Origin of the sequence: Dyella silvae (assembly GCF_026421305.1) — a bacterium.
Lineage (GTDB): Bacteria > Pseudomonadota > Gammaproteobacteria > Xanthomonadales > Rhodanobacteraceae > Dyella > Dyella silvae.
Genome location: NZ_JAPJBQ010000002.1, coordinates 472,980 through 490,786 on the forward strand (window position 1 = coordinate 472,980; position 17,807 = coordinate 490,786).

15 protein-coding genes are annotated in these 17,807 nt (G+C 61.9%); 8 read left to right on the forward strand and 7 right to left on the reverse strand.

All coding sequences use genetic code 11. The annotated features are described in order from the left end of the window. Positions 1-170: 170 nt before the first annotated feature. The 3 genes from OQE56_RS06355 to OQE56_RS06365 all read right to left on the reverse strand — a co-directional run bounded on the left by OQE56_RS06355 (position 171) and on the right by OQE56_RS06365 (position 3,757). Positions 171-734, reverse strand: coding sequence for a response regulator transcription factor (locus OQE56_RS06355; protein WP_267222642.1), 564 nt, complete (start codon positions 732-734; stop codon positions 171-173). A 99-nt stretch (positions 735-833) separates the two neighbouring features. Next, positions 834-2,105 (reverse strand): ATP-binding protein, encoded by a 1,272-nt coding sequence (locus OQE56_RS06360; RefSeq protein ID WP_267222643.1) that lies wholly within the window; start codon positions 2,103-2,105, stop codon positions 834-836. A gap of 119 nt (positions 2,106-2,224) precedes the next feature. Continuing rightward, entirely contained in the window at positions 2,225-3,757 is a 1,533-nt protein-coding gene (locus OQE56_RS06365) for a peptide MFS transporter (RefSeq protein ID WP_267222645.1), read from the reverse strand. A gap of 234 nt (positions 3,758-3,991) precedes the next feature. Here OQE56_RS06365 and OQE56_RS06370 point away from each other — a divergent pair, with 234 nt between their 5' ends. The 4 genes from OQE56_RS06370 (at position 3,992) to OQE56_RS06385 (ending at position 6,471) form a co-directional block, all read left to right on the forward strand. Then, a complete protein-coding gene (locus tag OQE56_RS06370) occupies positions 3,992-4,363 on the forward strand; it encodes a diacylglycerol kinase (protein ID WP_267222647.1) in 372 nt (123 codons plus the stop codon). Positions 4,364-4,453: 90 nt separating this feature from the next. Continuing rightward, positions 4,454-5,071, forward strand: coding sequence for a LemA family protein (locus OQE56_RS06375; protein ID WP_267222649.1), 618 nt, complete (start codon positions 4,454-4,456; stop codon positions 5,069-5,071). A gap of 4 nt (positions 5,072-5,075) precedes the next feature. Continuing rightward, on the forward strand, positions 5,076-5,966 hold the full coding sequence (locus OQE56_RS06380; protein ID WP_267223386.1) for a TPM domain-containing protein: 891 nt from the start codon (positions 5,076-5,078) through the stop codon (positions 5,964-5,966). Position 5,967: 1 nt separating this feature from the next. Next, complete coding sequence (locus OQE56_RS06385) at positions 5,968-6,471, forward strand: TPM domain-containing protein (RefSeq protein WP_267222651.1); 504 nt, start codon at positions 5,968-5,970, stop codon at positions 6,469-6,471. A gap of 93 nt (positions 6,472-6,564) precedes the next feature. On the opposite strand, the gene OQE56_RS06390 is transcribed toward OQE56_RS06385, so the two are convergent. Together OQE56_RS06390 and OQE56_RS06395 are read right to left on the reverse strand one after the other, a co-directional pair. Next, the gene (locus OQE56_RS06390; RefSeq protein WP_267222652.1) at positions 6,565-9,489 is read right to left on the reverse strand and encodes a TonB-dependent receptor plug domain-containing protein; all 2,925 of its coding nucleotides are present in this window, start codon (positions 9,487-9,489) and stop codon (positions 6,565-6,567) included. 312 nt (positions 9,490-9,801) lie between these two features. Further along, entirely contained in the window at positions 9,802-12,714 is a 2,913-nt protein-coding gene (locus OQE56_RS06395; protein WP_267222655.1) for a TonB-dependent receptor plug domain-containing protein, read from the reverse strand. Between the two features lie 357 nt (positions 12,715-13,071). On the opposite strand from OQE56_RS06395, the gene lgt reads away from it, so the two are divergent. The 4 genes from lgt (at position 13,072) to OQE56_RS06415 (ending at position 16,314) form a co-directional block, all read left to right on the forward strand. Next, positions 13,072-13,962, forward strand: a complete 891-nt coding sequence (lgt, locus tag OQE56_RS06400) for a prolipoprotein diacylglyceryl transferase (RefSeq protein ID WP_267222656.1) — start codon at positions 13,072-13,074, stop codon at positions 13,960-13,962. A gap of 3 nt (positions 13,963-13,965) precedes the next feature. Beyond that, positions 13,966-14,760, forward strand: a complete 795-nt coding sequence (locus OQE56_RS06405; RefSeq protein ID WP_267222657.1) for a thymidylate synthase — start codon at positions 13,966-13,968, stop codon at positions 14,758-14,760. Positions 14,761-14,854: 94 nt separating this feature from the next. Then, positions 14,855-15,343 carry a dihydrofolate reductase gene (locus OQE56_RS06410; RefSeq protein ID WP_267222659.1) on the forward strand — a complete coding sequence of 163 codons (489 nt, stop codon included), beginning with the start codon at positions 14,855-14,857 and terminating at the stop codon, positions 15,341-15,343. Positions 15,344-15,381: 38 nt separating this feature from the next. Beyond that, positions 15,382-16,314, forward strand: coding sequence for a Nudix family hydrolase (locus tag OQE56_RS06415; protein WP_267222661.1), 933 nt, complete (start codon positions 15,382-15,384; stop codon positions 16,312-16,314). A 7-nt stretch (positions 16,315-16,321) separates the two neighbouring features. Here OQE56_RS06415 and coaE read toward each other — a convergent pair whose 3' ends face one another. Both coaE and OQE56_RS06425 read right to left on the reverse strand, forming a co-directional pair. Further along, positions 16,322-16,945 carry a dephospho-CoA kinase gene (coaE, locus tag OQE56_RS06420; RefSeq protein WP_267222663.1) on the reverse strand — a complete coding sequence of 208 codons (624 nt, stop codon included), beginning with the start codon at positions 16,943-16,945 and terminating at the stop codon, positions 16,322-16,324. Then, positions 16,942-17,799: a prepilin peptidase gene (locus OQE56_RS06425; protein ID WP_267222665.1), complete on the reverse strand. Its 858-nt coding sequence runs from the start codon at positions 17,797-17,799 to the stop codon at positions 16,942-16,944. Before OQE56_RS06425 ends, coaE begins: the two co-directional genes overlap by 4 nt. Positions 17,800-17,807 lie beyond the last annotated feature (8 nt).

Below are 17,807 nucleotides of genomic sequence, written 5' to 3' on the forward strand. Positions count from 1 at the left end.
TGGCACTGGACAAAGCGATATAACCGAAACGTCTATTTGGCTAAATGCGATCTGACGCACAGTTGTTGCGTGAATAGACAAGCATTCGCCGTGCCAAGATGGCGTCAAATTTTTGTCACCAGCGGCGCCTCGCTGGCCTAAGGGGATGGGCGCCTGGTGGTTGCGGGGCCTCAGTCCTCGCTATCCGGGCGTTCCCGTACCGGATGCTTGCTCAGCTTGCGCTGCAGCGTGCGGCGATGCATGCCGAGGCGGCGGGCGGTTTCGGAGATGTTGCCGTCGCATTCGGTGAGTACGCGCTGGATGTGTTCCCACTCCAGGCGGCGTAGGGCGAGCGGTGCCTCCGGCGCGTCGATCACTTCGTCGTCAGCGCCCTGGGTGTCGCCGTCGAGCAGGGCCCGAACCACCGCATCGGCGTCTACCGGCTTGGCGAGGTAATCGTGGGCGCCGCGCTTGATAGCCTCCACGGCGGTGGCAATCGATGCGTAGCCGGTGAGCAGCAGCACGCGGATCTCCGGTACCAGCGCCTGGAGTTCCGGGATCAATCGCAGGCCATTTTCCTCGCCTAGCTTCAGGTCGAGTACGCAGTAGCGTGGCTGGTGGCGACGGGTGAGGGCGCGTGCCTCGTCGGCATTGCTGGCGGTGATGACTTCAAAGCCGCGCGAGCTCAGGGCGCGTGCCAGCACGCGGGCAAACGTGGCGTCGTCGTCGATGATCAGAAGTTGCTGGTCGCTCATGGGGGTCTCCGCGGCTCAGGGCCGGTCGCACCTATTTTGGGCGCTGCGACAACGCATTCACATGTGGCCATGTGCCACTGTGGCTATCCGCCGCATTGATTATGACGCGGCGATCACCGACAAGGGCAGGCGCAGGCGCATCTGCGCCCCGCTGCCGGTATTGGTGGCGATCAGCTCACCCTCCAGGCGTTCGGCCGTGGCCTCAGCTAATGCCAGGCCAATGCCCAACCCGGTCAGTTTCTGCGACTGGCCGAGTACGGACAGCTCGTCGGTATCGGAAAAGCCGGGGCCGTGGTCGGCCACGATGAGCTCCAACCAACCGCTGTCACGCCTTACCGTCAGTGCCACGGCCTGCGATTGCTTCAGGGCCGACGCATCGGCAGCGTTGTTCAGCAGGTTGAGCAGGGCATGACGCAACCCGGGTGGGGTGCGGAGCACGGTGCGGGCGGCCTCCTGATCGAGGGCCAGGGCAAGGTCGGCTTCCGGCCGCAGCAATTGGAAGCGCTCCAGGCAACCGTGAATGAAGCTGTCGACGGTGAGCTGTTCGGGCTCCTGGGACAGCTGCGCTTTGCCGAAGGCCACCATCTCGCGAAGAATGGTCCGGCACCGATCCACCTGCCCCTCGAGCAGGGTCAGATCATCCGACAGCGCGGTGTCGGTGGCATGTTCGCGGCGCAGCTCGGGCAGCAGGGTGCGCATGGTCGCCAGCGGGGTATTCAGCTCGTGGGCCGCGCCGGCCGCTTGCGTGGCAATGGCAAGAATGCCTTCGTCCCGCAGGGCGCGTTCGCGCACGCGCTGCACTTCCAGTTGCTGCAGCCGCACGGCGCGTGCCAGTCGGTTGATAAAGAAACCCAGCAGCACTGCCATGATCACGAAGTTCACGCCCATGCCCAGCACGTGCAGGGAAAAGCCACCCGTGGAATGCATGGACACCGGCAGGGGCACGTTCCAGAACAACAAGACGGCGTAGGCCGCGCCCACCAGCGCCGCGACTGCCAGCACGGCATTCACCGACAGCGCGGCAGCACTCAACGCGATGGGAACGAGCAGCAGGGTGATGAATGGATTGCTCGCGCCACCGGTGAAATGCAGCAAGTAGCCAAGCACGAGCGTGTCGATACCCACGTGCAGGATGGTTTCCCACTGGCGGATGGGCCACGGTTGGGCGAGTCGCCAGGCGGCGAATACCGCAAAGACAGCCAGCAGCCCGATACCCACCATCAACGGTAGCAGGGGGATATCCAGCCTCATCCAGAGGGCGCAAACCAGGACGGCAGTGCTTTGGCCGGCGATGGCACAGATACGCAGCCAGGCAAGGCTGCGAAAGAGGGTGCGAGGGCCGATGCGTTGCTGCGAAGTGGGGCGTTTCATGGCCGGGATACTAGCCGGTTTGTACCAAGGCCCCCGAGCCAGCATGGGGCGGTGCGTCACTATGGACCCTGCGGGTGCTCCAGAACGAACTCGCCCCGACGAGCGGGGCGAGTGGGGGGTCAGATTTCTTCGCTGTGCACGGCCGGTAGTGGCGTATGCACCTCGGCGTGGCTGCGCGATAGGCGGCGCATCAGCGGCAACATGACCACCGCAATGACGGTGCAGGCCACACCCACAATGCCGAGCTTATTGAACAGGCTGACGTAGATGTTGAGCGACTCGACCGGGCTGCTGATGTTCTCCGGCATGGCGGCGAGGTTGGCCACCACACTACCCAGGTACTGCGAAATGCCCACGGCCACGTAGTACGCGCCCATCATGAAGCCACCCATGCGAGCGGGTACATAGCGGGCAATCATCGCCAGACCCAGGCCGCTGACCAGTAGTTCGCCGAGCGAGTACAGGCCGTAACCCCAGACCATGGTCCAGGACGACACCTGGCCGTCGACGGCACTCAGTGCGCCGAAGCCATACATAAAGAAGCCCAGTGCTACGGCGGCGAAGCCCAGAGCGAACTTGGCGGCCACCGACGGGTCTTTACCGGCGCGGCCCAGCGTGTTGTAGATGAACACCAGCACCGGGCTCAGGATCACGATCCAGATCGCGTTGAGGTTCTGGTACTGCTCCGGAATCCAGTTGAACAGATGGAAGCCGAACACGTCGAACGAGAGGTTCACGTTCTTCTGTGCAAACAGATTCAACGACGTTGCCATCTGCGCATAGAAGATAAAAAAGAAGATCGTCTGCACGGTGAGTACCAGTGCGGCGATCAGGCCGGCGCGTTCGCTCTTTTCGGCGCCGCGGATCAGGTGCGCAAAGATGCCCAGAATCACGATGCCGGCAAGGTACACGCAGATCTTCGCCGCCAGCAGGCTCTGCAGAATAAAGGCGGCGACAAACACGAGAACCAGCGACGCGAAAAACAATGCCAGCGCGCGCTTGAATTGCACCGGATGATCGTCTGCCGGCGAGCCGATGTGCGCCAGCGTGCGCTGCATCAGCGAGTAGTTGATCAGGCCTAGAGCAAGGCCGACGGCGCAGGAGCCAAAGGCGGTATGCCAGCCCATGGCATCGCCGTAATGCTCGCCGACGTAGTTGCGGATCCACGGCGTTGCCGTCATCGACACCATCGAGCCAACGTTCACTGCCATGTAGTAGATGGTGAATGCGCTGTCGATGCGCACGTCATCGCCTTCATAGATCTTGCGCACCAGATTGCCGGCGTTGGGCTTGAAGAAGCCGTTGCCCACAATGATCACGCCCAGCGCGCAATACAGCAGCGTCGGATTGTTGGAGGGAATCCACAACATGGCGTAGCCGAGCGTCAACACCACCGCACCGGTCAGCATGGTGCGCCGCGTACCAATGAGCTTGTCGCCCACCCAGCCGCCGATGGCGGGTGTGGCATAGATCAATGCTGCGGCTGCGCCCCAGACCAGATTGGCTTTGGTGTCGATAAAGCCGAGTTTCTTCATCATGTAGGTGACCATGAGCACCTGCATGCCGTAGAAGCCGAAGCGCTCCCACATTTCGATCAGAAAGACGGTGTAGAACGAGCGGCTCTGGGAGACCGGCGGATTCGGGGTTGCCATTCAATTGTCCGTACTACGGTTCATACAACGACCGCGTCGCGGCCGGCTTGCGCAACCCGGAATGGGGTCACAAAGTGGTCAAGGGTAACGCATCTGTCATACAGGCCACGTTGCGCTGCCGCACGCAGAAACCTGCGTTTCAGGCGCCACTGAGAGGCTCGCTGTGGCATGATTCGCCGCTTATGCCCTCAGCCTGGGGGCGCGGCCGTGCCGCACGTTAGAGAGGACGACACCATGGCCGCCACCGGTTTCCGCGGGCCCCGGCAAATCTGGAACGCCTTCAAGTGGTCCATGAAGGGGCTGCGGGCGGGCTGGCGCCATGAGGCTTCGTTCCGGCTCGAGGTGTGCCTTGCCGTTGTGCTGGTGCCGCTGGGCTTGTGGGTGGGCAACGGGCCTCTGGAAAAAATCGCGCTGGTGCTGCCCCCGATCCTGGTGCTGTCCGCCGAGCTGCTGAACTCTGCGGTCGAAGCGGTGGTGGATAAGGTCAGTCCGGAGTTCCACGAGCTGGCGGGGCGTGCCAAAGACATGGGGTCAGCCGCGGTGTTCCTCCTGCTGATGCTGACGGCGTTGAGCTGGGGGCTGATCCTCTGGCCGCGTTGGTTCTGACATCCCATTTGGTCAGACGTGCCGATCGCAAGATTGCGCCGGTCGCAGCGGAATGCTGCAATGGTGGCTCCACCGGAATGGAGCACCCTCATGAAACTTCTTCGTGTCCTCGCATTGCTGCTGGTCGTTGCCGGCCTTTCGGGGTGTGGCTATAACGCCATCCAGCGCCAGGACGAGGCGGTCAAGGCCGCATGGTCCGAGGTGCTCAACCAATACCAGCGGCGCGCAGATCTGGTGCCCAACCTGGTGAATACGGTGAAGGGCTACGCCCAGCACGAAGAGAAAGTGCTCACCGAGGTGACCAATGCGCGCGCCAAGGTAGGAAGTGCGCAGCTGTCCACCGACGATCTGAATGATCCGGCGAAGCTCAAGCAGTTCCAGGCGGCACAGGGCGAGCTATCCAGCGCGCTGTCGCGTCTGATGGTGGTCAGCGAAAACTACCCGCAGCTCAAGGCCGACGGTCTGTTCCAGAATCTGCAGGCACAGCTGGAGGGCACCGAGAACCGCATCACTGTAGCGCGCAATCGCTACGTGAAATCGGTGCAGGACTATAACTCGATGATCCGCACCTTCCCGAACAACCTGACCGCGAAGATGTTTGGTTATCAGGTGAAGCCGAATTTCTCGGTCGACAACGAGAAGGCCATTTCCACTGCGCCGACCGTCAACTTCGGCACGACACCGGCACCTGCTGCCTCGGCACACTGACATGATGCGGCGCATGGCGCGTCTGCTGGCGACACTGGCGATAGCGTTGCTGTCGCCCGTAGGGCTACATGCGGAAGACATGCCCAAGGTTCCCACGCTGACCCGGCACGTCACTGACCAGACGGGCACGCTGACGCCGCAACAGCTGGATCAGCTGGACGCGCAGCTGGTATCGCTGGAGAAAACCAAGGGCGCGCAAGTGGTCGTGCTGATGGTACCCACGACGCAACCACAGGACATTGCCGAATACTCGCTGTCCGTGGCTGAGGCGAACAAGATTGGCCGCAAGGGCACGGACGACGGGCTGCTGTTGCTGGTGGCCAAGAATGATCGCCGTGTGCGCATAGAGGTGGGTTATGGCCTCGAAGGGGCGGTGCCTGATGCGGCCACGGCCCGCATCATTCGCGAATACATCGCACCGAAATTCCGCACGAATGATTACTACGGCGGCATCGGTGACGCCGTGGGGGCACTGACCAAGCTGGTGAACGGCGAAGCATTGCCGCCGCCAGTCGAGAGCGGTAATCGCGAGCGGCGTGGTTCCCATTTTGGCAATGTGTTGCTGATCGGCGTGTTCGTGGCGTTCTTTCTGCGTGGCATCTTTGGACGCTCCGCCATATGGCTACGCACACCGCTAGGTGCGGCCATTACCGGTGGTCTGCTCTGGTTGTTGGCCGCATCCGTTGGGGTGGGCATCATGGGTGCCCTAATCGGCGGTGTGTTGATGTTGCTGCCGACGGGAACGGGTCGATCCATTGGTGGCGGCGGCTGGGGAGGTTTTGGTGGCTTCGGCGGCGGTGGCTTCGGTGGAGGCGGCGGCTTTGGCGGTGGCGGTGGAGGTTTCAGCGGCGGCGGTGGCAGTTTCGGCGGCGGTGGTTCGTCAGGGAGCTGGTGACATGACACGCATGCAACGTCTGCTGATGAACCTCTTCGATGGCTGGTTTCAAATGCGCCGTCGTTTTCCCAAGAGCCTGCTGGACGACATGACGATCGCGATTGCCGAGGGCGAGCGAGGGCACAAGGGTGAAATCTGTTTTGCCGTCGAATCGCGGCTGGCGCCACTTGCGGTACTGGAAGGTCTGGATGCCCATCGACGCGCGCAACAAGTATTTGCGCAACTGCACGTATGGGATACCGAGCACAACAGCGGCGTGTTGTTCTACGTGCTGATGGCCGAACACCGCGTCGTGATCATCGCCGACCGAGGGATTGCCACTGCGGTCGCCCAGCACGAATGGGACAGCGTTCGCGATCACATGCTTACACGTTTTGCCAAAGGTGCATGGCGTGAAGGATGCCTTGATGGCATTGATGAAGCGCATGCATTGCTGAAGCGGCACTTCCCTGGCAATGACAAGGCGAAGCCGGATGAGCTGCCGGATCGACCTGTATTGCTTTGATGAACTGAGGTTGCGCGAATTGCTACGCAACTTCGCACCAAAAAAACGGGCCCGAAGGCCCGTTTTTTTTCGAAGATCGCGACTCTTTCGAGCTCAGAACTTCTGGGTATACGACACGTACCAGAAACGATCGATGTCGAACGACGGGTTGTACGGCGGGCTTCCAGTGCCGGCCGTCGGCACGCTGTAGTAGTACGGGCCCTTCTTGTTGAAGATGTTGTTCACGCCAACGGTGAACTCGCCCTTCCACGGTGCGGTGTAGCGGAACTGTGCGTCGTTGAAGGCGACCGAACCCTTCTGGCTCATACCGACCGTGCCCCACCAGGGGTTGGTGTAGTTCGGTGAGCTGCACTCGACATAGTTGCCAGGGGTGTTGTCATAGCACTGGTCTTTCAGACCCGAGTAGTAGCGGATCGTCCAACTGGCGCCAAATTCGCGGTAGTCCCAATCCACCTGGAGGTTGGAGCGAAGTCGGTAGAGAGCCTGCTCGGGATTGTCCGCGGCAAAGAAGCCGACTTGATTCTTCGGTGTAGCTCCCGGACCGCTGACGGTCTCGTATTTGGTCAAGTAGGTGCTATCAGAGGAGATGCGGAAGCGACCGAATGAAGTTTCCGGCAGCTTGTAGTGGATGCCCAAATCGTAGCCGGATGTCTTGAGCGTACCTAGATTGGACAGGCTTTCATTTAGCTGATTCACCGAGCCTGTTACGAGACCGGTGCTCGGATCCGGCGCCGTCGCGCGATTGAACTTGCCGCAGAAGGACGGATCGTTCTGCACGTAGCACAGGTTGAGAATCTCGCTGGCGGTGACCGACGAGATGATGTTCTTCACGTAGATATTGTAGTAATCAACCGTGAAGTCCAGGCCTTCCACATAATGCGGGCTGTAGACCAGGCCCAGCGTACGGGTGATCGACTGCTCCGGCTGCAGGTTTGCGTTGGAGCCGGAGATAAACGGCACTGGGGTCTGTGCGCCGGTGTTGTTGGTAATCGGCGTGCTGGAGCCATCGACCTGACGATAACCTGGTTTGGTTCCGTTGCCGATCGTGGCGCAACGTTGTGCCACATTGCTGCTGGTCGCGGCGGCGCCGTAAACGGTGTCGCACGGATCCAGGAAGGTCTCGAAGCTCTGGCCCGGGCCGCCGTACAGATTGCTGATGGTCGGCGCACGGAAGCCATGGGCGAACGTGCCGCGGATCAGCAAGTCTTCGATCGGACGGTAACGGAAGCTGTACTTGTTGTTGGTGGTGCTGCCGAAGTTGCTGTAGTTCGAATAGCGACTGGCGATGTTGATGCCCAGTTCCTGCGCACCCGGCAGGTCGCGCAGCAGCGGCACGTCGAGCTCGGCATAGGCTTCGTTGGTGAAGTACTTACCGGAGGTAGCTTGGGCGGCCAGGTCGGTGGTGTTGCCGGCGGCGACGTAAGCATCGGGGCGGAAGCTGCCCTTGACTCCGCGGTGCTCCACGCCCACGGCCAGGTTCACGGTACCGGCATTGAGCGGCATATCGAACAGGCCGCCAGAGACGTTGGCAGTGTAGTCATCGGAGGAGCTGACCTGGCGTGCCGATTCGTGATAATTCACGTAGTTCAGCACGGACTGCGGTGTAGCACCCGGGCCGGCGAGCATATTCCATGGCACGCAACCTGCTGCGCGATCGGCGGCGTTGGCGCAGACCACCTGATTGTTGATGACCGTGGTCGGGCCTAGGGCGGCCTGTGCCTTGTTCAAATCCAGGTTGCCGACGGTGGACAGGTGGATCTTGTTCTGGGCGTAGGTGTAATCCGCATCCCAGCTCCAGTCGTGGCCGAGGAACTGGAAGTAGCCCTGCGCACCGACGTTGATGTTGTAGATCTTGGAGTGGGTGTCGGTGACGCGCGGCAGCTCCACCGTGCGGCGGAAGAACGACACGTCCTGGCCGGGGAACGGGTTATATGGGTTCTGGCCGCTGACCTGCACGCCATTCGGGAACAGGTCGCCAACTGTGTTGCCGGTGGAGAACGGATAGCCGGCCAGCTGGCTGGACGAGTCACGCACGCTAGCGGCGGCCATGCCGTGCAGCGTAATGCTGTCAGTTAGCTTGTACTTGTCCTGGACGAACAGGTTTTTCAGCTTGGTGCCTGCGCGGAACGTCATGTCTTGCGCGGTGTTGTAGCGGTCGGCGTTGCTGCTGCCATTGTAGAGGTGATAGTTGGCCAGGTTGGCCGTGTCCACCGCACCGTGGTTGATGGCGTACCGCGCGCCGGTGATCGGGTCAACTATGCGGCCGTACGGGCCGGTGGAGCTCCAACCGTCATTGGGGTGACGTGCGCCGTTGGCGTAGCGGGTTTCCGGGCGCTCGTTGTTCCACATCGGGTTGGTCTGCTGCCAGGCGGCACCGATGATGATCGAGTTCTTCTCACCCGTATGGCCCCAGGTGAAGTTGTAGTTTTGGGTCTCGCCATCGCCCTTGCCATTCTGGCCGTAGTAGACGTTGGCCTCGGCGCCGTCGAACTTTTCCTTGGTGATGATGTTCACCACGCCACCAATGGCGTCGGAACCATAGATGGAGGAGGCGCCATCCTTGAGGATGTCGATGCGTTCGATCATCGACACGGGAATGGTCGACACGTCGGTGAGGCCGGTGAGGCTGGTGCTCCAGCGGCGGCCGTTGACCAGCACCAGGGTGCGCTGCGAACCCAGGTTGCGGAGGTTGACGTAGCGACCGCCGGCGTCAGCGCCGGAGGACAGGGTGTCCTGCGGCGTGATGCTTGGCGTGCCCATGGACGGCATGCGGGCCAAAATGTCGTTGACGTTGGTCAGGCCAGTGGCCTGAATCGCTGCCTTGTCCATGGTGAAGACCGGCTGCGAGGTTTCGACGTCCACGCTGCGAATGCGCGAGCCGGTCACCGTGACAGTTTCAAGGCTTTTGGCTTTCGATTGATCCGCCTGAGCAGGGGCGCCGTCCTGGGCCATGACGGACCAGGTTTGCAGCACGAGCGCTGCGGCGATGGCAGTGGCCAGCAGTGTTTTTTGCTTCATACATAACTCCGAACAAAAGTAACCGGCTGCCGGCGCGTGCGCTCGACATTGGGTGCTTGGGGATCGGCTCGCATGCCGCGGGGCGGCGGATGCGATACCTCGACATCGCTCTTCCACCTTTGGCAGCGATGTGAATTCAAAGTTAAGCAGAGGCGCTGCTGCGCACAAACCAGCTGTTGCTGTCAGTGCATGTAAGCAAAGCGCTCACTAATTCAGTGGTCTGGCCCTACGCGTTTCAACTGGCTTTGTCAGGGAACAAAAAAAGGCGGGCCCGAAGGCCCGCCTTTTTCGAAGATCTCAACTCTTTCGAGCTTAGAACTTCTGGTTGTACGACACGTACCAGTAACGGTCGATGTCGAACGACGGGTTGTACGGCGGGCTGCCGGTACCGGCCGTCGGCACGCTGTAGTAGAACGGGCCCTTCTTGTTGAAGATGTTATTCACGCCAACGGTGAACACGCCCTTCCACGGTGCGGTGTAGCGGAACTGCGCATCGTTGAACGCGACCGAACCCTTCTGGCTCATGCCAACCGACGGCCACCACGGGTTGGTGTAGGTCGGCGAGCTGCACTCGACGGTTGCGGTGTAGCACTGGTCCTTCAGGCCCGAGTAGTAACGGACCGTCCAGCTGGCGCCGAACTCCTTGAAGTCCCAATCCAGCTGCAGGTTCGAACGCAGACGGTAGATCGCCTGTGCACCATTGTCGGCAGCGAAGAATCCGACCTGGTCCTTCGGCGTCGCACCCGGGCTGCTGACCGTTTCGTACTTGGTCAGATAGGTGCTGTCCGAAGCGATGCGGAAGCGGCCGAACGAGGTTTCCGGCAGACGGTAGTGGATACCGACGTCGTAACCCTCGGTCTTCAGCGTGCCGAGGTTGGCTTCGCTTTCGTTGAGCGCATTGACCGAGCCCTGGACCAGGCCGGTGGATGGGTCAATCCCTGGCGTTGCTTTGCGGGTGAAGCGGCTGCAGTACGACGGATCGTTCTGCACGTAGCACAGGTTGAGAATCTCGCTGGCGCTGACCGACGTGATCTGGTTCTTCAGGTAGATGTTGTAGTAGTCAACCGTGAAGTCCAGGCCTTCCACGAAGTGCGGGCTGTAGACCAGGCCCAGCGTACGGGTGATCGACTGTTCCGGCTGCAGGTTCGGGTTGGAGCCCGAGACGAACGGCACCGGGGTCTGCGTACCCGTGTTGCTCTTGATCGGCGTGCCGGAGCCATCGACCTGGCGGTAGCCGGCCGGGACACCTGCGGTTCCGCAGCGCTGAGCCACCGTGCTGCTGGTGGCGGCGGCGCCATACTTCGTGTCGCACGGATCGATGAAGGTTTCGAAGCTCTGGCCCGGGCCGCCGTACAGATCGTTGATGGTCGGTGCACGGAAGCCATGGGCGAACGTGCCGCGGATCAGCAAGTCTTCGATCGGACGGTAGCGGAAGCTGTACTTGTTGTTGGTGGTGCTGCCGAAGTTGCTGTAGTTCGAGTAGCGGCTGGCGATGTTGATGCCCAGTTCCTGGGCACCCGGCAGGTCGCGCAGCAGCGGCACGTCGAGCTCGGCGTACGCTTCGTTGGTGAAGTACTTACCGGTGGTCGCGTTGGCGGCCAGGTCGGTGGTGTTGCCTGCGGCAACGTAGGCATCCGGGCGGTAGCTGCCCTTCAGACCACGGTGCTCCACGCCCACGGCCAGGTTCACGGTGCCGGCGTTGAGCGGCATGTCGAACAGGCCGCCGGAGACGTTGGCGGTGTAGTCATCGGTGGAGCTGACCTGACGCGCGGACTCGTGGTAGCCCACGTAGTTCAGCACGGACTGCGGGGTGGCACCCGGGCCGGCGAGGATGTTCCACGGCACGCAGCCAGCAGCGCGATCGGAAGCGTTGGCGCAAGCCACCTGACCGTTGATGATGGTGGTCGGGCCCAGTGCGGCCTGTGCCTTGTGCAGGTCCAGGTTGCCGTCGGTGGATAGGTGGATCTTGTTCTGCGAGTAGCTGTAGTCCGCATCCCAGGTCCAGTCATGACCGAGGAACTGGAAGTAGCCCTGCGCGCCCACGTTGATGTTGTAGATCTTGGAATGTGCGTCGGTGACGCGCGGCATTTCCACCGTGCGACGGAAGAACGACACATCCTGACCCGGGAACGGGTTGTAGGCGTTCTGGCCGCTGATCTGCACGCCGTTCGGGAACAGGTTTCCGACGGTGTTGCCGGTGGAGAACGGATAGCCCGCCAGCTGGGCGGACGAATCACGCACGCTGGCATCGGCCATGCCGTGCAGAGTGATGTTGTCGGTCAGCTTGTAGTTGTCCTGCAGGAACAGGTTCTTCAGCTTGGTGCCGGCGCGGAACGTCATGTCCTGCGTGCTGTTGTAGCGATCGGCGTTGGTGCTGCCATCGTACAGATGGTAGTTGGCCAGATTGCTGGAATCAGTCGCACCGTGGTTGATGACGTACTGCTGCTTGGTGGTCGGATCAACGATGCGGCCGTACGGACCGGTCGAGCTCCAGCCGGCGTCGGGGTGACGCGGACCGTCGGCGTAGCGGGTTTCCGGACGCTCGCGGTCCCACATCGGGTCGGTCTGCTGGTAGGCAGCGCCGATAACGATGGAGTTCTTCTCGGTGCTGTGGCCCCAGGTGAAGTCGTAATTCTGGGTCTCGCCGTCGCCCTTGCCGTTCTGGCCGTAGTAGACGTTGGCTTCGGCGCCTTCGAACTTCTCCTTGGTGATGATGTTCACCACGCCGCCGATGGCGTCGGAGCCGTAGATGGAAGACGCGCCATCCTTGAGGATGTCGATGCGATCAATCATCGAGACGGGAATGGTCGACACGTCGGTCAGGCCACCAAGGCTGGTGCTCCAGCGACGGCCATTGACGAGCACGAGGGTGCGCTGCGAACCGAGGTTGCGGAGGTTCACATAGCGGCCACCGACGTCAGCGCCGGAGGACAGCGTGTCCTGCGGGGTGATGTCCGGGGTGCCCATGGACGGCATGCGGGCGAGAATGTCGTTGACATTGGTCAGACCGGTGGCCTGGATGGCCGCCTTGTCCATGGTGAAGACGGGCTGCGAGGTTTCCACGTCCACGCTGCGAATGCGCGAACCGGTTACCGTCACGGTTTCGAGGCTCTTGGCCGAACCCTGATCAGCCTTGGCGGGGGCAGCATCCTGTGCGGCCACCGACCACGTCTGCAGCACGAGCGCTGCGGCGATGGCAGTAGCCAGCAGTGTCTTTTGCTTCATTGTTGGAACTCCGAACAAAAAATAGCCATCAGCCAGCGCGCAAAGAGCTGGGCATCAGGTTCTTGGAATGAGACGTAAGGCCCTGGGGAGGGGTCTTTACGCCGTGGCATCGCCGGGCTTGGGGGACAGGCGATGTAATCCCGACGTTAAAACAAAGTGACGTGTAGGTGCAAGCCTAATGAAACAGTCAGGTGGTAGCTGGTTTTGTCTACAGGTTTTATGGCAGGTAGCTACCAGGGAGTGCGAGATGCGCCACTTCCCGACCGACGAGCGGCGCCGTACCGCCGACGACAGCACCCCCATGCCTTGTCCAGGTGAGACCGCTACACTTGCGCTTTGCCACCGCCCCGTTTGCTCATGACCCAGCCTTTTACTGTTGCCTTCGACCCAGTTGCCTTTCATCTGGGGCCGCTACAGATTCACTGGTATGGCTTGATGTATCTGGGGGGCTTTCTCGGCGCCTGGCTGATGGCCGAGTACCGGCGCCGCCAAGGCCGGTTGCCGGTGACGAAGGATGCGTTGGGTGATTTGGTGTTCTACGCGATGATGGGTGTGATCGTCGGTGGACGCATTTGGTACATGCTGTTCTACGCCGATATCCATTGGATCTGGAAAGACCCGCTGGCGCTGTTCCGCGTGTGGGACGGCGGCATGAGTTTCCATGGCGGCTTGTTGGGAGTGCTGACGGCGGGCTTGTGGTGGTCGCGCCGGCATGCAATGCATTTCTTCGACACGGTGGATTTTGTCGCGCCGCTGGTGCCGATTGGTTTGGGGCTTGGTCGCCTGGGCAATTTCATCAACGGCGAATTGTGGGGTAAGCCCAGCGATGTGTCGTGGGCCATGCTTTTCCCTAACGCCCACAGCGCTGACGTCGATTGGGCGGCAGCGCATCCGCAATGGCAGGCCGCCCTGGCGCAATTCGGCGGCTTGCCGCGACACCCCTCGCAGCTCTATGAAATGCTGCTTGAGGGCGTGGTGATGTTCACGGTGCTGTTCCTGGTGTCGTTGAAGCCCCGGCCGCGTTATCTGGTGTCCGGTCTGTTTGGACTGATGTACGGTTGTTTCCGCTTCGGCGTGGAGTTTGTGCGCGTACCTGATCCGCAGCTTGGCTACCTGGCCTGGGGCTGGTTGACCATGGGGCAGATCCAGTCATTGCCGCTGATTCTCATCGGTGTGGTGCTGCTGGTGATGGCACGGCAAGCGCCGACTCTGCGTCTTTACACTGTTTCGATGCCGGGCAAGGAGTAACCCATGCGCGCCTATCTGGATCTGCTGCAGCACGTGCTGGACCACGGCGCGGAAAAAGGCGATCGCACCGGCACCGGCACGCGTAGCGTGTTCGGTTGGCAGATGCGTTTCGACCTGGCGCAAGGGTTTCCGCTGGTCACCACCAAGAAGCTGCACCTGAAGTCGATCATCCATGAGCTGATCTGGTTTCTGCAGGGCGACACCAACATCGCCTACCTCAAAGAGAACGGCGTCAGCATCTGGGACGAATGGGCGGACGAGCAGGGTGAGCTGGGCCCCGTTTACGGCCAGCAATGGCGAGCCTGGCCCACGGCCGATGGCGGCACCGTCGACCAGATCCGCTGGGTGGTGGATGAGATCAAGCGCAACCCTCATTCGCGCCGGCTGGTGGTAAGCGCGTGGAATGTCGGCGAGCTGCCGAAAATGGCGCTGATGCCGTGCCACGCGCTGTTCCAGTTCTATGTAGCCGACGGCAAGCTGAGCTGCCAGCTGTACCAGCGCTCCGCCGACATCTTCCTCGGTGTGCCGTTCAATATTGCGAGCTACGCGCTGTTGACTCACATGATGGCGCAGGTGTGCGGGCTGGGCGTGGGCGATTTCGTGCACACGCTGGGTGATGCGCACCTCTACAATAACCATCTGGAGCAAGCGCGCCTGCAGTTGTCGCGCGAGCCGCGCCCGCTGCCGCAGCTCAAGCTCAACCCCGGCGTGGGCTCGCTGTTCGACTTCCGCTACGAGGATGTCACCATCGTCGGCTACGAGCCGCACGGGGCCATCAAGGCACCTGTGGCGGTGTAACCGGCGCCGGGCCGCATCCTGCTAAGATCGGCGCCGCGCGACGCCATAGGCCGGCGCGCCGGCAGTCCCCTATTGTGATGATCCAAGGATTTCCATGGCTATTTCGCTGATTGCCGCGCTGGACGAGAACTTCGCTATTGGCCGTAAGGGACAGCTTCCCTGGCACCTGCCGGACGACCTGCGCTGGTTCAAACAGCTTACTGTCGGCAAGTATGTGCTCATGGGCTACAACACGGCCGTTGCCATTGGTCGTGCCTTGCCGGATCGCACGAATCTGGTGTTGAGCCGCAAGCACGAGGCACCGTTTCCGGGCCAGATCACGGTGCGTTCCCTGCCGGAAGGCCATGCCCGTGCGGGTGGCACCGGGCTGATGGTGATTGGCGGCGGTGAGGTATACGCCGAGGCGCTGCCGGCCGCAAAACGCCTGTACCTGACCTGGGTGAATGCCGCCGTCGATGGCGCGGATACGTTCTTCCCCGGTGTGCATTTCAGCGACTGGACCGAAGTTTCGCGCGTGCATCACAAGAAGGATGCAGACCACGCTTACGACTTCGATATGGTCGAGTACATCCGTAACGACTGATCAGGCGCGGCGCGTTGCCTCTCTTCGAGCCCCGGGTCATGCACGTCATGGCGGGCGTGATGGTCGACGCGCACGGCCGCGTGCTGCTGGCACAGCGGCCGCCGGGCAAACACCTGGCGGGCCTGTGGGAGTTCCCGGGGGGGAAGCTGGAAGAGGGGGAGTCTCCCGAAGCCGGCCTTATCCGCGAGCTGCGCGAAGAACTGGGTATCGACGCGTCGCTGGCCGCCCCCTTGATCCGTATTCCCTGGCGATACGGTGATCGCTCGCTGTTGCTCGACGCCCGGACGATTCGCGAGTGGCAGGGTGAGCCTGCGTCGCTGGAGCATCAGGCCCTGCAGTGGTGCCCGCCGGCCGAGGTAGATCTGTCCATTCTGGCGCCGGCGGACCGGCCCATTCTGAGGGCGCTGCAGTTGCCTGAGCGCTATCTCATGACGCCTGCCGACACGCCGCCCGATGCATTCGGGGACTGGCTTATGCGCATCACCGGAGCGATTGAGCGAGGCGAGCGCCTGATCTTGCTCCGCCTTCCGTTTTGGTTGCCTGAGCGTGTGCGCGAGCTGGCGGCCGCGCTACTGCCGGTCGCTCGCGCCAGAGGAGCGCAACTGGTGCTGAGTGGCGATGTGGAAGGGGCATTGGCGCTGGGGAGGGGAGTGGGTGTCCAGCTCAAGGCGCAGCAATTGAAGGATATGGGTCAGCGCCCGCTGCCATTTCACCAATGGGTGGGGGCGAGCTGCCATTTCGCGGAGGAGCTTGCGCGTGCGTTGCTGCTCGCCGATTTCGCCACGTTGTCACCGGTGGCCGCGACGGCCTCGCATCCTGGGGCCGCTCCCATGGGCTGGACAACGTTTGCGGCACTGGTTGATCAGGCTGCGGTGCCGGTTTACGCGTTAGGCGGCATGACCGGGGCTGACCTGACCATGGCCAGACAATGCGGCGGGCAGGGCGTTGCTGGTATTCGCGGGTTTTGGTGAGCCGCGTTCAATACCTGTCTTGTGCCAGTACCAGGTAGCGTTCGTGTAGCGTCGATACCGCGTGATCCAGTGCGGCCTCGTCACCACTGTTTTCAATGACATCGTGCGCAAGGGTGAGGCGCTCCGTGCGCGTGGCCTGGCGCTCAATCATGCGGCGAGCGAGTACCTCGTCGATGCCGTCACGTTGCACCAACCGGTCGAGCTGAACCGTTTCGGGGGCATCGACCACAAGCACCCGATCGACCCAGCGGTAGTGCTCCAGGTTTTCCGCGAGCAGGGGGATGGCCAGCAGGCAGTAGGGGCCACGATCGGCCAAAGCGTGGTCATGGATCCAGGCACGTACGCGCGGATGGATGATGGCCTCCAGCGCGCGCCGTTCGGTGTCGTTGCCGAAAACGCGTTGGCGCATGGCGGCGCGGTCGAGCTGTCCGGTGGTATCCAGTACACCGTTGCCGAAATGTTCGGTGACGGCGCGCAAACCTTCTGTGCCTGAGGCCACCACTTCGCGTGAAGCGATATCCGCATCGTAGACATGGATCCCCAGCGCTTCGAAGCGCCGGGATACCGCACTTTTGCCAGCAGCGATGCCGCCAGTAAGCGCAACCACATAGCTACGAGAAGGTCTGCTCATCGCATGCCAGTCAACTGCATGTAGTGCTGCAACAGCCAATCCCCAGCCATAAACCATACCCAGCCTGCCGCTGCAATGAAGGGCCCGAACGGCATGGGAATGTCACGACCATGCTTGCGTAGCGCTATCAGCGTGCCACCCACCAGGGCGCCTATCAGAGAGGACAGCAGCACCACCGGCAACAAAGCGATGGGGCCCATCCAGGCACCAAGCGCAGCAAGCAGCTTGAAGTCGCCGTAGCCCATGCCTTCCTTGCCGGTGAGCAGCTTAAATAACCAATAGACGCTCCAAAGGCTGAGGTAGCCAATGGCCGCGCCGAGGATGGCGGCGTGTGGCGTTACAAACAGAGGGACAAGGCTGAGTACCAAGCCCAACCACAACAGCGGGTAGTTCAGCTGATCGGGCAGGTACTGGGTACGGAAGTCGATGCCGGAGAGCGCGATCAGCATCCAGGTGAATACCAGTCCCGCAAGGGCAGGCCACTGCGGGCCGAACTTCCAGACCACCGCGGCGCTCAGCAAGCCGGAAAGAAGTTCAACCAGCGGGTACTGGATGGATATGGGCGCCTTGCAGTAGCGGCAGCGCCCGCCCAGCAGCAACCATCCAAACAAGGGAATGTTGTCCCGTGCCGTCAGCGGATGGTGGCAATGGGGGCAGTGCGAAGGCTCGCGCACAATGCCAGGCGGCAAGGGCCGGCCGTCGGGCTCCAGTTCCAGCGCGTCAAACGCGTCCAGTCGCCACTCGGCCTTCATCCGTTCCGGCAGACGCAGGATCACGACGTTGAGAAAGCTACCAACCAGCAAGCCGAGCACGCCGGCGGCAAGGATCCAGGCCCAGAGGGGAAGGTCGAGCATGCATTGTC